We start from the raw sequence: 15,594 nt of genomic DNA, 5'->3' as shown, positions 1-15,594 counted from the left end.
ATGAACTTTGAGTATTATTTCTCGGTATTACGCCGTTTCCTGCGTTCCCGACAATGACATTATAGCACTGTTCTTACCCTCTGTCAACAGGTAATTTTTGCAAAAAAAGCAGGTCTTGCGACCTGCTTTTTTATTGCTTGGATCAACCGCCGAATCTTGCGTCACCGAGGATCTCATTCCAAATATCAGAATTTGAAGTGTTATCGTACAGATGTGAAGTTCTCTTAGCGTAGTATGAAAGGATCTGTGATGCATCGTTAGCATCGATTACTCGTCCTTCCTTCCTTGTCTTCCAGTTGTCAGCGCTCCACTCGTTGGTGTTTACATCTCCGAGGAATGCTGCGAGCTGGTCGAGTTCTTCAACAGGTGAGCTTACCTTCAGTCCTTCGTCGTTATCCTGGAGGATAATGTTCTTCGGACCGTAGTCGTCAGGAAGATTTGCGGGAGTTGTAGATACCTTAGCATAGTAGCTCAGTGCTGCTGATGCATCACTTGCGTCTACCATATTGCTGAGTGTGATATCACCCTTAACGCCGATATACGCTGTTACACTAAGAGCGTTTCCGTTCTTGTCAACGAGAGGCATCGAACCGTAGTAAACAGGAATGTCATACTTGAAGTCGGTTATTGTTGTCTGCTTGTTGATGTGTGTGCGTGAGTTATAAGCGCTTTCAGGAGTCATACCATTGAAGTTGATGAGATCAAGATTTACATCTGTTCTCTCAACCTCTCTGCCGTCATCATAAACATCGATGATCTTGAGAGCTACTACCTGACCCTTATTGAAGCCGCCGGGCTGTCCGTTTGCACGAACTCCGTCATCGTGACTGAAGTAGTAGCCTACCTGAGTCTGGATGATAGCATAAGAGCTCTTGTAGCCGGGAAGTGTCGATGTGGTTACGGTTGATGTGCTGGTAGAGGTTGTGGTATCTGTTGATGTTGTGGTTGTGTCTGTTGATGTCGAAGTTGTATCTGTCGACGATGTTGTGATATCATTCGATGTTGTCGAAGTGGTATCAGTTGTCGATGTTGTGATATCATTCGATGTTGTCGAGGTTGTATCAGTTGTCGATGTTGTGATATCGCCCGATGTTGTCGATGTTGTATCGGTTGTCGAGGTTGTGATATCGCCCGATGTTGTCGAAGTGGTATCAGTTGTCGAGGTTGTGATATCGCCAGATGTAGTTGTTGTGATATCACCGGATGTTGTAGTAATACCACCTGATGTTGTTGTTGTGATATCACCGGATGTTGTAGTAATATCACCTGATGTTGTTGTAGTGATATCACCGGATGTTGTAGTATCAACTGTTGTTGTGTCAACAGTAGTTGTTGTAGTATCAGCTGTTGTAGTATCAGCTGTTGTTGTATCTACAGTTGTTGTTATTATAGGTGTAGTATCAGGAACAACGATAATAGCACCGTCAACGGGCATTACATACTTTGTAATGTTGTTGCCGTTCTCGTCAGATACAAAGAGATCCTTAATGCTTATAGGAATGATTGTACCGGGAGTTGCGTTCTCGTCAACCTTGTAAGTGAGCTCGATTACTACTGTTCCGTCGGGAGCAACGTGAGCAACACCTGCACCGTCTGCGAATACGAACTTATATCCGTCTGCGCTGGGTACGATGTCTGCACCGTAGCCTGACTTATCGCCAGCCTTAACGAGCTGAACCTGTCCGTCGGGAGTTACCTTGAACTGTGCGCCTGCGATTCCGAGGTTTGCACCGTTAGGATCCTTTACAGTGATCTTTACAGTTGCCTCTTCGCCGGGACGAGCTGTTACTGTATCAACTACCCAAGCAATAGAATCTCTGGGAACTACGATGGTAGTTGTTGTTATTGTAACATCTGTGCCTGCGGTTGTGTTAGCTGTTGTAACATCGCCGCCTGCTGTTGTTGTGCCGTTACCGCCTGTTGTAGTAACATCGCCGCCTGTAGTTGTGGTGTTGTTACCGCTTGTTGTGGTAACATCGCCGCCGCCTGCGGTTGTTGTGTTGTTACCGCCTGTTGTAGTAACATTACCGCCGCCTGCAGTTGTTGTGTTGTTACCGCCTGTTGTAGTAACATCGCCGCCGCCAGCAGTTGTGGTGTTGTTACCGCCTGTTGTAGTAACATTACCGCCTGTTGTGGTGTTGTTACCGCTTGTTGTAGTAACATTGCCGCCGGTTGTGGTGTTGTTACCGCTTGTTGTAGTAACATTACCGCCAGTCGTTGTGTTGTTACCGCTTGTTGTAGTAACATTGCCGCCAGTCGTTGTGTTGTTACCGCTTGTAGTTACGCCACCTGTTGAGGTGATCGGAGCTGTAGTTGTAACATCACTGCCGCCTGTTGTAGTAACGTCGCTGCCGCCTGTTGATGTTGTTGTATCAGCAGTTGTTGTTGTAGTATCAACAGTTGTTGTTGTTGAGTTGATAGTTGTTGATGTCTCAATGTCGGGCGGAACGATGATGATAGCACCGTCTACACCGATGAGCTTATCAGAAATATCATTACCGTCTGTATCGAAGATCTTGAGTGATCCCTTTACAAACTCAACAGGATATGTGCCGTATGCTGCCTGAGCAGGGATATTGAATGTAAGAATTGCTACATTATCGTCTGTCTCAGCAATTACAGCTGCACCTGTGCTTGTTGCGAAGTCGAACTTCTTCTTTGTAGGATTCTGTGTGATGTCAGCCTTATAAGCGTCTGAACCCTCAATTGTGAAGTAGTTGATGCCCTCGCGGTTTGTGATATCGAACTGAGCTCCTGCGATAGGAAGCTTAGCGTTATCCATGTCAACTACCTTGATAGGAAGCTTTACAGTCTCGCCGGGGAATGCATTTCTTGTGCCGATCTGCCAGATGATGCCGCCCTGAGGAGCTGTTACTGTTGTAGAAGTTGTAGATGAAGAAGATACTGTTGTTGTAGTAACAGTTGTTGTAGTTACTGAAGATGTTGTAGTAACCTTGTCAACTACTTCGATCCAACCGTCTACGAATGTCACCTTGTCGGTGATGTTGCCGCCGTTAGCGTCGCTTACGAACTGCTGTGACCAAGTTACGGGATACTTGTCGAAAGGACAATCAGCGGGAACCTGATAGTACAGTGTTGCGATAACATCCTGATCGGATGCTGTCTTGCCGAAGCCGCTGGGCTGTGCAAATGAATAGTGCTGCTTGGTGTCGTTCTTTACAAGATCAACGCCGTAAGGTGTACCTGAAGAAGTCTTGTATTCTGTAGGAGCTGTACCCTTGATGTCGAACTGTGCAGCAGCTACTGAAAGGTCGCTGTCGCCGTTTACATAAACATTAAGAGTAACGAGCTGGCCGCGCTCAGCCTGAACCTGAGGGATTACCCACTCAGCAGTGCCGTCAACGGGGCTGCCTACTGTGATGGAACCGTCAACGAAGATAACATTGCTTGTAATGTCTCTTCCGTCGGTATCACTTACGAACTGATCAGCCCACTTAACAGGATATGTTCCGTCGGGACAATCAGCAGGAATTGTGTAAGTGATGGAATAGATCTGTGAACCGTCAGCTGCAGCTACGCCTGAACCGCTTGCGTTGCCGAAAGCAAATGACTGCTTAGCATCGTTAGCTGTTATGGGTGCGCCGTAAGCTGTACCGTCAGCGATCTTTGCATACTGAACTGTTTCAGCATTTACCTTGAACTGTGCGCCTGCAACAGGAAGTGCAGACTTGCCTGAATCATCGACTGTTGCCTTGAGGGTAACTGTGTCGCCCTTTTCAGCTGTTACATTGTCGAGGACCCACTTTACCTTGCCATCAACGGGTTTGTTTTTAACAGTGATAGAACCGTCAACAAATTTTACATTTGCTGTGATGTCCTTACCGTTTGTATCACTTACGAAGCCCTGAGACCACTTTACAGGGTACGTGCCATCTGAAGTGCCTGAAGGAACCTTATAAGTAAATGTGGCAACAGTTGCACTATCAGCTGCAACTACTCCTGCACCTGTGCTGTTGCCGAATGCAAATGACTTCTTGGTATCATTTGCTACGATAGCTGAATTATAAGCTCCGCCATCTGTTACAGAATCATACTCAATGGGAAGATCTGCATCAACATGGAACTGAGCTCCGGCTACTGCTAATGCTGCGTTATTGGGAGCATCTACATAAGCCTTGAGTTTAACGATCTCTCCGGGAACTGCTGTGACATTGTCGAGAACCCAGGAAATGTTTCCGTTGGTCTTATTATCATCTATTATAATAGAACCATTGGTGAAAGTAACCTTTTCTGTTATGTCTGCGCCGTCTGTATCACTTACAAACTGGTCAGACCATTTAACGTCGTATATTGTACCTGCAGCAGCACTTTCGGGAACTGTGAAAGCAAGTGTAAGAACTACTGAATCATCAGCGGCAACTATACCTCTGCCTGCACCCTGTCCGAATGCGTACTTATTGTTCTTGTACAATACACTTGAACCGTAAGCGTCACCGTCTGTGACTGAGCTTAAGCTTACGGGAGATGCTGCTTCGATCTTGAACTGCGCACCCGCAACTGCGAGACTTGAACTCTTGACTACTACGGGCATTGTGACCGTCTGGCCTGGAGCTGCAGTTACTGTTGGGATGAGCCATTCTACTTTACCGTCAGCAGCGGTTCTATTAGCAGAAACATCCAGTACTTCGCCCATACTAACGTTAGGCTGCACAGCAGTATAACTGCCGGCAGCACTAACTGACGAAGCAAATGCACCTGCCATGAGCGATAAGCTCATGGCAACGGATGTAACTGCCGAAAGCAGTTTCTTCATCAGTGCATTTCCTTTCCGAGCGATTTGCTCTATTTAATTAGTACGTACCTGTACTCTCCTTACTGAGGAAGAGTTACAAGCTCAACGATAGACTTGAGGATTGTTTCTGAATCAGCAGCTGTGAGGCGAACGCCTGCGGGATCAACTGCTGCACCTGTCTTGTCCTGAGGATCAAGAACGTCACCGTTAACCTTACCCTGATCAGATACAGGATATGTAGGATTGTTGAGGTATCTGTTAAGAACTACAACGTCAGCAACATTAACTGAACCATCGCAGTTTACATCGCCCCATGTAGGAACGAGCTTTGTGCCGGGATTGGGGTTAGTTGTAGTTGTTGTAGGCTGAGGCTCAGTAACAGTTGTTGTAGTTGTTGTTACTGTTGTAGTTGTTGTTGTTACATTTGTTGTTGTAGATGTAACAGGAGCACCAACTGTAAGTGTGAGAGGTGTCCAAGCGCCTGTGTACTTGTCGCCTGAGCCGCCCTCCTTGAAGATCTTGAGCTCGCTTGCTACCATGTCGATCTTATATGTTGTACCAGCTGCTGCATCCTGAGGAATAGTTACATAGAACTGAACTGCTGCAGAACCGTTCTTTACTGCTACAGGATCACCTGTAACCTCATCTGTAGCGATGATGCTGATACGACCCTCTGCCTTGTTGTCCTTAACCTTTGCGTTGCCGAGAGCCTTTGACTTGTTTACAACAGTCTCCATGTCAAGACCGCCAAGGTCGAACTGAGCGTCCATACCTGCACAAGTGTTGCTGCCTGCGTTAACATTTACGTTAACGAGTACTTCCTGACCGGGATTTACATTTGCAGCGCTCTGACCGTTCTCATCAACGATAGAGAAGTTGAAGTCAGCGTTGGCAACAGATGTTGTAACTGTTGTGGTTGTTGTTGTGGGCTGAGGCTGATCCTGAGTTGTTACAGGCTCATCGCCGTTGTCAACTACAAGCTTGAGAGGTGTCCAAGCGCCTGTGTACTTGTCGCCTGAGCCGCCCTCCTTGAAGATCTTGAGCTCGCTGTTAACCATACCGATTTCGTATTCCTTGCCATTTGCTGCATCCTGAGGAATAGTTACATAGAACTGAACTGCTGCTGAGCCGTTCTTTACTGCTACAGGGTCACCTGTAACCTCATCTGTAGCGATGATGCTGATACGACCCTCTGTCTTGTTGTCCTTAACCTTTGCGTTGCCGAGAGCCTTTGACTTGTTTACAACAGTCGTCATGTCAAGACCGCCAAGGTCGAACTGAGCGTCCATACCTGCACAAGTGTTGCTGCCTGCATTAACATTTACGTTAACGAGTACTTCCTGACCGGCCTTTACCTTTGCAGTGCTCTGACCGTTCTCATCAACGATAGAGAAGTTGAAGTCTGCATTGCCAACAGGAGGTGTAACCTGTGTAGTGGTTGTTGTTGTGGGCTGAGGCTGAGCCTGAGTAGTAGTTGTTGTTGCAACAGGACCATCACCCTGAACCTCGATTGTCATCTTGTTGAGTGTGAGGTTGCTGTCCTCGATAGAGTACTTAGCAGCAGGATCAGAATCAGAAGCTCTGTATGCCTCTACGAGAGGAGTCATAACAGTAACGTCAGCTCTGTCGTCTGTATCATAGTGTAAGAAATCGATATCGTATGTGCCTGCGGGAGTTCCCTTAGGTACTGTTACATCGAATACATATACAGGGAAATCATCAGACTTTGTACCAGCCCACTTGTACTGCTCACCGTCGTTGTTCCATGCGAGACCGAGGAAGTAGTTGTCTGTACCAGCCTTTGACTGAGACTCATCTACGCCGAATACATAACGGCCTGCTGAATCGTATCCGTTTACCTTGTCATACTTACCACCGAAAGAGATGTAGCAGTCTGTCTTAGCCTCGCCTGAAGAAATTGTGAATGTCTTCTCCTCATCGAAATAAGACTGGTTAGGCGACTTAAGATTAAACTTGATGTCAGGCGAATTTGTGGACAGGTTTAATGAGAATGAACCTGTACCGCCGTTTGTAGCCTCTGTTAAATAAACAGCAGCGGGGAAAGTATAATCTCCGTTAGCAAGCTGATCCTTTGTGACAGTTACTTTAGAAGAGCCATCAGAAATACCGGGCTTGTCAGGATTATATGTTTTAATAGAAAATCCCTTGGTTGCATCTGCAGCGCCTACAGTTGCAGGAACTACTGCGCTAACCATTGTTGCAGCCATACACAGTGATGTGACTGCAGATATTAACTTTTTCATTTGTAATAATTCCTTTCTTTAGGTTTTTACGCCTATTAATAAAACATAAATTGGGTTTGTATTCCTTTGTAAGGGGGACAAATCAGATAATCTCGGATCAAAGATTTGAGATGATATGGAGCAAATACTTCTGGATCTTCAGAGCATCATTTGCTGTGAGTCCAACAACATCATCATCAACATCGCCGTTGAGCTTACCCTGATCTGTGATAGGCTTGTCAGCTTTTCCGCCAACGCCATACTTATCGGGGTTTGCAAGGCTCTGCATGATGAGAATAGCATCTGCAAGCTCTACAACTCCATCGCAGTTAGCATCGCCACGAACAATTGTGGGCTGTGTAGCAGGCTGACCGATGCTTACTTCTCCGTCAATGGTCTTTACCTCGAGCTTAACGGGCTTGCCGTTTGACTCGTAGCCGCATCCGATAGTTCCGTTTACCTTCTTAGAGCCGGAATATGTCTCACGATCGATAGGCTTGATCGAAAGAGGTGTTGTTGTACCGTTCTTTGCGCTGCTTGAAACAGTGCCCTTGATGGTACAGAATACTCCGTCACCCTTGAGCCAGTAAGAAGAATCCTCGGCAGCAGTTGACCAGATCAGGCTTACATAACCCTCATTCTTGTTGATAGAGCTCTCATAAAGATCGCTGAGTGAAGCAGAAGCATCACCTGACTGAGGGATCTTTGTTACGAGCGCACCTGCGTCAACAGATGTGATGGTAAGAACACTGCTGTCATATGTTACAGCAAAGTCGAGTGCCTGAATGCCGGAAGATGGAATATCAGCTAACGATACGTCCACTGAGAACTCCCCACCTACTGTTGCAGTTGTTTTGCCAGCGGATATCTGCACTGTTTCGCCAGCAGCAGCAACAGGCATAAGTGAGCAGACTGAAAGTGAAAGCATCGCAGCAGCGATAGCTCCGACGACTACCTTTTTTGTCTTCATTATTTTTTCCTCCTTCTTCAATAATGTTATATAACAAAGGAACGGGGTGCCCCTTTAATTATATCTTGTCTTGTTGCAGCGGATACTACTGTTCCGCCCTCCCTGCAAAACCGTATCACCGATAACGAATGAAAGCCATGCAAAGCGGCGGGCAATGGCAACTGCCGCTGCTCAGTCATACAGACGAGGCTTAAGCTGTCCGAGCTGCGGTTTTCGGCGGATCATCTTCCGATCCGGCGTATGTACACGCCGCTCTGAAGCTCCCCTCTGCCGTCAGCCTGCGACTGAAAACTACGCTCTGCAAGCAGTGGTTTCGCCATAAGACGCATCACACTGCCGTGATGAGATACTTAATCCCAAATCTATATTTATTCATGATTTCATTATATATCAGGTCTAAAAAAAAGTAAATAGGTTCATACTGTTTTTGGTATTTTACATAAACAGCAAAAGATATTTTTGCACGGTTTGCACAATGATATTTTTTCAGAAAAACCACTGTTTAACAGTAATTCTGAACCAAAAATGAATTTATCAAATTATTTGTCGAGTTCGCGGAATTCAGCAGGTATCTGCTCCTCGATTATGCGGTTGATAACGTCCCATCCGAACTCGGTGTAGGTACCCTGAGGTATAGCATAGGGAAGGCCGTGCCTCTCCGCCAGCTCAGGCGAATACTTGCTGTACGGATACACCTTCATATTCGAGAACTCGCTCTCATAATGAACGATGGTAGGTATGCATTTTACATTCTCGAGTCTCAGCTCATTTGTCTCGCCGTCGATGACGATGTCAAAGTCGGGAAGCTCTCCCACAACGTTGAAGTTGTCGGTCTGAGCACATATGAAGTTGCCCATGCAGTAATATACGAAGCCCTTGGTGCCGTCGTCGCGGGTTATCCATTCCATGGTCTCCGCCGTATGTGTATGGCAGCCGAGTATGACATCGGCGCCCCAGTTTACCATTTTATTTGCCAGCTCGATCCTGTCCTCGGTAACGACAGTCGTATCGTCCTGACCCCAGTGGGCGGAAACGATGACAACGTCTGCAATTTCCTTGGCTTCCTTGATCTGGCGCTCTATGACATCCTCCTCGTCATTCTTGATGACTCTCAGGGGAACATCGTCAAGCTGTGCGTCAAAGCCGTTGATATGATGACAATATGCAAGGAAGGCGATCTTCACGCCGTTGACCTCGCGGACGCGGATGTTGTTGGCGTCCTCCTCGTTGAGATAAGCTCCCAGCACTGTCAGGTTATTTTCCTTTGCCTTCTGATTCCAGAAGTTTATGGATTCCTCCAGTCCGTCGGTACCCATGTCAAGCAGATGGTTGTTCGCCATGGTGATGACATCGAAGCCGCAGTCGATGACCGCGTCTGCTACCTCGGGAGGAGAATTGAACAGCAGCACACCGCCCTCAGCTCCGCGTACAGGATTGCTCTGCGAGATGACTGTCTCCTGATTGATTATAGCAACGTCTGCCTCCTCAATGAGGTACTTGACCTCGGAATACATGGGCTTGAAGTCGTAGCCGTTACCTCCTGCGAGAGCCTCCGCATTCTTGAATACGGAATAGTGGATGAGGTTATCGCCTGCTGCGATCACATGGACCACCTTGTCAGGCGGGAGCGTTGTAGGCTCCTCTGTTGTTTCCTCGGGAAGTGCTGCTTCTGTGTTGCCTGATGATGTCTGCGCTTCTGTGTTTGCCTTTCCTACAGAGCGGCCCATAGCACATCCCACGCCGCATACGGCAAGAGCCATAACGACAGCGAGTGCGCCGAAAGCGCGTCCTTTTCTCAATTTCATAAATACTCCTTTGCGAAAAGGCATAAAATCCCTGAAAATATGCCCTTTCTAAAATCATTATAGCACATTATTTTTGATTTGGCAATTACAAATTGTATCAAACTTAAATGAATTTACAACGCGTTTTATTATCCGAAAGATTAAATTTCAGCCGCAAACAGCGTATCTACGGCGAATTTCAGCTCTCAACTTTATTCTGCTCAAATATTTGTTTATTCATACGAAGTTTTTGTGCATAAATTGTGCAAGCTGACGATTACAGCACTTTTTGTCCGCAATGTATACAGAATAATTACGCATTGTTTATTTCACGGCTTTTCTGGAGCTCAATGAACTCCGCTGCCAGTGCTTCGGCTTCCGCATAGCTTGACAGCTGATAACACCTGCCGCGGAACTTCGCCGAGCCGTAATAGCCGTTCATGTACCACGCGGCGTGCTTCCGCGCTTCATGCATTGCAAGCTCCTCGCATTTGCCGCTGAGCTCAATTATGAACCTTATGTGCTCCAGCATGACCCTCATCTTTTCTTCAAGGGTCGGAGGTATGTACTCCTCCCCCTTCAGTGCTGCTTCCGTCTCGCGGAAGATGAAAGGGTTGCCGTAGCTGCCCCTGCCTATCATGACAAGGTCGCAGCCCGTCTCCTCGTACATCGCCCTGCACGAGGCTCCGTCCGTAACGTCGCCGTTGCCTATAACGGGAATGCTGACAGCTCCCTTGACGGCTCTGATGACGCCGCTGTCGGACTCGCCGCTGTAAAACATATCCCTTGTGCGCCCGTGTACCGCAATTGCAGCCGCACCTGCTCCTTCAAGAGCCTTTGCCATCTCGGGAGCGTTGATACCATCGGCATTCCAGCCGCTGCGTATCTTCACGGTAACGGGAGTGTCCCCTGCCGCCCTGACCGCTGCCTCGGTAATGGAAGCTGCCAGCTTCACATCCTTCATCAGCGCCGAGCCTGCTCCCGTGCCGACTACTTTTGGAACGGGACAGCCCATGTTGATGTCGATGATATCGGGACGGTACTCAAGGACTATTTTCACAGCATCAGCCATAAAATCGGGCTCACTTCCGAAAAGCTGCACCGCCATGGGGCGCTCCTCATCGGTGACCGTGCACAGCTCCGCGGTCTTGCGGTCGCTGTAGCATATGCCCTTTGCGGAGACCATCTCGCTGACAACGTAGGCAGCTCCGTACCTCTTGCACATGAGCCTGTACGCCCTGTCCGCAACTCCTGCCATGGGAGCCAGTGCGGCAGTCCTCGGGATAGTCACCTTTCCTATTTTAATGGTATCACTCATCAGCCTGCTCCGCTGCCTTGCCCTTGAATACAAAGAGCTTGCTGATAACATAATTGAGTATGAGAACTATAACATTGGCGAATATCTTTACCAGCCAGTAGTTTAATCCTATCATGCCGAAGCCGATGTGCATTATCACCCATTCTACCACAAGGGTAAAGACTCTGCCGCCGTAGAACTTTCCGCCCTCGGCAACTATCGCCTTAAAGCCCTTTGCATTGGACTCGAACACCCAGAGCTTATTGGTGACGTATGCAAATGTGACCGCGCATACCCACGAGAATACCGTGCTGATATCGCCTACTGCCTTGTCGCCGAAGCCTCCTGCATTTTCAAGGAGAGTCTTTGCCAGCCATGCTGTCAGAAAGCTGACCGCGGTGGTAAGAACTCCGAAAACGAGGTAGAGCCATTTTTCCTCATACTTGTAGTATATCTTCTGAAGCGGCTTCGGAAGTATCGAAACGCACCACTTTATGAATTTTTCCATCTCATCTGTCCTTTCAAAAAATTCAATCGCCTTTATATAATAGCAGTTTACGGACAGAATTTCAAGTCTTTTCATGTGATTTTCATGGAATATGCCACTTTTTTCGTAAAAAACGCCTTACCGCTCCAATACTAACAATCGGAACAGGAAGCAAAAAGCAAACAAATTCCGCAAAGATTTTACATTTTGTAGTCCTATATCTCGATTTTACCGACGATTTTTGTGCAATTCAGCAACAGAAATCCACCACATATACTTGCGGTAAAATTATTTGTTTATATTACACTAAAAAACGAGCAGTTTTTTGTAGCAATGCCGTATTGTAAATAACAAAAAAATATGCTATAATACTTATCGGATCGTATTTTACAAAACGCGGATATGCTTTTCAGCAAGTCGTTTCCGCAGATACATCCGTAAGTGTGTTCAATTAAATAAAGCTCTGTTTTCATTCCACGGCTAACCCCTGCGGAATATGAAAAGCTCCCCTTATGGGGAGCTTTTTTTATTTTTCATGTACCAGCTTTCCTGTCATGTGTTCTATGGTGAGAGCTACCATCTGCACGCGGCTGAACGCCTTTTCTATCTCGGTGTCAACTTCCTCCACTGTGGGGAAATACTTCAGTCCCAGCCTTCTGGCGGCATCGAGAGCTGTCTCCCTGTCGGTAATGAGCTCAGCACGTCCGAAAACTATAACGCTGGTGATATACCACGACCAGTCCTCTTTCTGACAGCCGTCGTTCCATGTGGTGAAGCAGACCTTGCCGCAGGACTTTATGGCGTCCAGCTTGTGCCCCTCCTTGGCGCAGTGGAAGTATATCTTCCCGTCGGCGTCGTTGTATACGAAGTCCATAGGCACTCCGTAGGGATAGCCCTCATCGCCAATAACGGAAAGCACTCCCCTCTTTGCAAGGTGGAGTATGTCAAGACACTCCCTTTCGGAGACTGCCTGCTTATGTCTTCTCATGTCTCTGAACATATTATCAGCTCCTTTTACTTTAAAATAGTCGTTTTTCTTTGTGAAATCGCCCAATGTCTCCATATTTTTTTATAAAAATCTATCATTGTAAAATAACGACAAAAATGATATAATAATATAAAAAATAAATTCTGTTATGTATGGAGAGATTTTTATGAAAAAACTTTTTTTCTTTTCCGCCTATTTCATTTCTTTATTCTTTTCACTATCATCATGTGAAAATATATCTCTTGATAACCAATCTGATAATAGTATAGTCAGCACTGCTACGATAGATCAAGAATCATCCGATTCACTTGTCACTTCTCAGACTACTTTAAAAAGCGAAACCACTTTGTCAACGCAGACTTCTTCAATTGATGATAGTACGCCAGAAAACAGTGTTTCAGAAACAACAGTGAGAAAAAAAGCGGATATCCAAGATTTGCGCAATTATTATTATACTATTCCTCAATTAACTAACATGGATGAAATACTTGCACAAGCCAAAAATTCTAATCTTGAAAGCTATATTAACTATCGCTCTGAAACTGGAGATGGCGAAGATGCTTGGGATGCACATATCTATATCGCTCCTCAATCATATTCAAACAATTATGGGGACTTTTATGAGTTTTCATGTGATTATATCGATGTCTTTGTTGAACGAAGAGATAGAAGCCAACCTTTTCAACTAAGTAAAGCTCAGTATATTTTTTATGATTCTCTTTATAATGTTGAATACTCTGCTAAAGGTAATTTAGCAGGAAATCACATTCAAGTTTGTCAAGGAGTATATGCCGTTGATCCTACCGCAACTTTCTCTTCACTGGAAGAAGCACTTGAAAAAGCAATTTCTCTTTCATAAGAATTAAAAAGGCTGCATCGAAAAATGATGCAGCCTTTTATCTTACGATAATTACTTGTTGAGGTTAGCCTCGATAACGTCGAGCTCATCGTAGAGAGCCTGAGGAATGTTTCCGCCCTTAGCCTTGATGTCCTCGTCGTAGTATCTTCTCATCTCAGCGATCTCCTTCTTCCACTCTTCCTTATCAACTGTAAGGAGCATCTTGAGTGCGTCGGGAGTTACCTCGTCCTCGATTCCCTTGAGGTTGATGTCCTCAGCCTTGGGAAGGAATCCGATAGGAGTCTCAACAGCGTCAACCTCGCCCTCAACTCTCTTGATGATCCAGTCGAGAACTCTCATGTTGTCGCCGAAACCGGGCCAGAGGAAGTTGCCTTCGTCATCTGTTCTGAACCAGTTTACGTTGAAGATCTTAGGAGCCTTGCTGCCAAGTCTTGCGCCCATTTCGAGCCAGTGTGCCCAGTAGTCGCCTACGTTGTAGCCGATGAAGGGCTTCATAGCCATAGGATCGTGACGGAGCACGCCTACTGCACCTGTTGCAGCAGCAGTTGTCTCGGAAGAAACAGCTGATCCGATGTATGTACCATGTGTCCAGTCAAATGACTGATATACCAGAGGAGCAGTTGTTGCACGTCTGCCGCCGAAGATGATAGCGGAGATCGGAACGCCCTCGGGATTGTTGAACTCAGGTGAGATGCATGGGCAGTTCTTAGCAGGTGCTGTAAATCTTGAGTTGGGGTGAGCAAGCTTGTTGCCTGCTGCTGTATAAGCCTCGCCGTCTACCTTCTCGCCCTTCCACTCTGTAGCATCCTTGGGAGGATTCTCTGTGAGCTTCTCCCACCAAGGTGTATTGTCGCTGTTGTCGAGAGCTACGTTTGTGAAGATAGCGCCTTCCTTTGTACAAGCAAGAGCGTTGTAGTTGGACTTAGCGTTTGTTCCGGGAGCAACTCCGAAGAAGCCGTTCTCGGGGTTGATAGCGTAGAGTCTGCCGTCCTTGCCGGGCTTCATCCAAGCGATATCGTCGCCGACTGTGAATACCTCATAGCCTGCCTTCTTGTATCCCTCGGGGGGAATGAGCATTGCCAGATTGGTCTTGCCGCAGGCAGAGGGGAATGCAGCTGTGATGTACTTAACTTCGCCGTTGGGCTTCTTAACGCCCAGGATGAGCATATGCTCTGCCATCCAAGCCTCGTTCTTGCCCTGGAAGGAAGCGATACGGAGTGCGAAGCACTTCTTGCCGAGGAGTACGTTTCCGCCGTATGCGGAGTTGATGGACCAGATAGTGTTCTCCTCAGGGAACTGAACGATGTATCTCTTCTCGGGATCAACGTCAGCCTTGGAGTGGAGACCTCTTACAAAGTCATCGGAAGTATCACCGAGGTTCTCGAAAGCCTGCTTGCCCATTCTTGTCATGATGTTCATGTTGAGAACAACGTAGATAGAGTCTGTTACCTCTACACCTACCTTAGCAAGAGGAGAACCGATGGGTCCCATTGAATAAGGGATAACATACATTGTTCTGCCCTTCATAACGCCGTTGTACATAGGTGTAAGGAGAGCCTTCATCTCATCGGGAGCCATCCAGTTGTTTGTAGGACCTGCGCCCTTCTTTTCCTTTGAGCAGATGAATGTTCTGTCCTCAACACGGGCAACGTCGTTAGCGCGTGTTCTGTGGTAGAGACAGTTAGGATACTTCTCGGGGTTGAGCTTGTACATTTTGTCCCAGCTGTCATCGGGAAGAGAAGTTACCTCCTCGATAAGAGCGTCGATCTGCTCCTTGGAGCCGTCGATCCATACTACCTTATCAGGCTGACAGAGAGCTACCATCTCGTCTACCCACTTTAATACGTTAGGGTTCTTAGTCAATGACATTGTATAATACCTCCTAAAAATTTATCATGTCAGAGCGGTGAATACACACCGCAGCACGGGACGTCAGGCAAAAGCCAAACGTTCCTCTGATACTATTATATCTGTTTTTTGTCAATGTGTCAATAGACATATGTTATATTTTGACGGTATTTTTTCGGAATAGCAATATTACCGAAAAATATTGCATTTGTCGGGGTTAGCCCCCTGCAACCCCGCTGAAACCGCGATGATCCGTTGAGGTGATATATAAAAAAATGCACGTTGTTATATTTTTGTCAATGTTCTTTTCAAATGCCGCGGATATTGGTTTGCTATTTCATTATAAATGTGGTATAATAAATCTG

9 protein-coding genes are annotated in these 15,594 nt (G+C 46.6%); 1 reads left to right on the top strand and 8 read right to left on the bottom strand.

Annotated features, from left to right (window positions below; translation table 11 throughout):
- Nucleotides 1-142 precede the first annotated feature (142 nt).
- The 7 genes from DSZ37_RS08180 to DSZ37_RS08150 all read right to left on the bottom strand — a co-directional run bounded on the left by DSZ37_RS08180 (nt 143) and on the right by DSZ37_RS08150 (nt 12,534).
- The gene (locus tag DSZ37_RS08180; protein ID WP_109726425.1) at nt 143-4,774 is read right to left on the bottom strand and encodes a cohesin domain-containing protein; all 4,632 of its coding nucleotides are present in this window, start codon (nt 4,772-4,774) and stop codon (nt 143-145) included.
- Between the two features lie 59 nt (nt 4,775-4,833).
- Nucleotides 4,834-7,017 (bottom strand): dockerin type I repeat-containing protein, encoded by a 2,184-nt coding sequence (locus tag DSZ37_RS08175; protein WP_109726424.1) that lies wholly within the window; start codon nt 7,015-7,017, stop codon nt 4,834-4,836.
- A 97-nt stretch (nt 7,018-7,114) separates the two neighbouring features.
- Nucleotides 7,115-7,966 carry a cohesin domain-containing protein gene (locus tag DSZ37_RS08170; RefSeq protein WP_109726423.1) on the bottom strand — a complete coding sequence of 284 codons (852 nt, stop codon included), beginning with the start codon at nt 7,964-7,966 and terminating at the stop codon, nt 7,115-7,117.
- 539 nt (nt 7,967-8,505) lie between these two features.
- Entirely contained in the window at nt 8,506-9,771 is a 1,266-nt protein-coding gene (locus DSZ37_RS08165; RefSeq protein WP_109726422.1) for a CapA family protein, read from the bottom strand.
- 292 nt (nt 9,772-10,063) lie between these two features.
- Nucleotides 10,064-11,068 (bottom strand): tRNA dihydrouridine synthase DusB, encoded by a 1,005-nt coding sequence (gene dusB, locus DSZ37_RS08160; RefSeq protein ID WP_109726421.1) that lies wholly within the window; start codon nt 11,066-11,068, stop codon nt 10,064-10,066.
- Complete coding sequence (locus tag DSZ37_RS08155; protein WP_242978590.1) at nt 11,061-11,630, bottom strand: GtrA family protein; 570 nt, start codon at nt 11,628-11,630, stop codon at nt 11,061-11,063. The genes dusB and DSZ37_RS08155 overlap by 8 nt, the downstream gene beginning before the upstream one ends.
- Nucleotides 11,631-12,060: 430 nt before the next feature.
- Nucleotides 12,061-12,534 (bottom strand): pyridoxamine 5'-phosphate oxidase family protein, encoded by a 474-nt coding sequence (locus DSZ37_RS08150; RefSeq protein ID WP_109726598.1) that lies wholly within the window; start codon nt 12,532-12,534, stop codon nt 12,061-12,063.
- A gap of 154 nt (nt 12,535-12,688) precedes the next feature.
- Here DSZ37_RS08150 and DSZ37_RS08145 point away from each other — a divergent pair, with 154 nt between their 5' ends.
- On the top strand, nt 12,689-13,381 hold the full coding sequence (locus DSZ37_RS08145; RefSeq protein WP_109726420.1) for a hypothetical protein: 693 nt from the start codon (nt 12,689-12,691) through the stop codon (nt 13,379-13,381).
- Between the two features lie 51 nt (nt 13,382-13,432).
- Here the strand turns inward: DSZ37_RS08145 and DSZ37_RS08140 are convergent, their stop codons facing one another.
- Nucleotides 13,433-15,250 carry a phosphoenolpyruvate carboxykinase (GTP) gene (locus tag DSZ37_RS08140; protein WP_173369664.1) on the bottom strand — a complete coding sequence of 606 codons (1,818 nt, stop codon included), beginning with the start codon at nt 15,248-15,250 and terminating at the stop codon, nt 13,433-13,435.
- Between the last annotated feature and the right edge of the window lie 344 nt (nt 15,251-15,594).

Source organism: Ruminococcus flavefaciens (genome assembly GCF_900116855.1).
In the GTDB taxonomy this organism is placed as follows: Bacteria; Bacillota; Clostridia; order Oscillospirales; family Ruminococcaceae; genus Ruminococcus; species Ruminococcus flavefaciens_R.
This window is presented reverse-complemented; position numbering and strand designations above follow the sequence as displayed.

What these genes read in the sequence shown, in the direction of transcription:
- dusB (WP_109726421.1), bottom strand. Translation starts at nt 11,068, where the DNA reads ATGAGTGATACCATTAAAATAGGAAAGGTGACTATCCCGAGGACTGCC.
- DSZ37_RS08140 (WP_173369664.1), bottom strand. Translation starts at nt 15,250, where the DNA reads ATGTCATTGACTAAGAACCCTAACGTATTAAAGTGGGTAGACGAGATG.
- DSZ37_RS08145 (WP_109726420.1), top strand. Translation starts at nt 12,689, where the DNA reads ATGAAAAAACTTTTTTTCTTTTCCGCCTATTTCATTTCTTTATTCTTT.
- DSZ37_RS08155 (WP_242978590.1), bottom strand. Translation starts at nt 11,630, where the DNA reads ATGAAAAGACTTGAAATTCTGTCCGTAAACTGCTATTATATAAAGGCG.
- DSZ37_RS08150 (WP_109726598.1), bottom strand. Translation starts at nt 12,534, where the DNA reads ATGTTCAGAGACATGAGAAGACATAAGCAGGCAGTCTCCGAAAGGGAG.
- DSZ37_RS08180 (WP_109726425.1), bottom strand. Translation starts at nt 4,774, where the DNA reads ATGAAGAAACTGCTTTCGGCAGTTACATCCGTTGCCATGAGCTTATCG.
- DSZ37_RS08170 (WP_109726423.1), bottom strand. Translation starts at nt 7,966, where the DNA reads ATGAAGACAAAAAAGGTAGTCGTCGGAGCTATCGCTGCTGCGATGCTT.
- DSZ37_RS08165 (WP_109726422.1), bottom strand. Translation starts at nt 9,771, where the DNA reads ATGAAATTGAGAAAAGGACGCGCTTTCGGCGCACTCGCTGTCGTTATG.
- DSZ37_RS08175 (WP_109726424.1), bottom strand. Translation starts at nt 7,017, where the DNA reads ATGAAAAAGTTAATATCTGCAGTCACATCACTGTGTATGGCTGCAACA.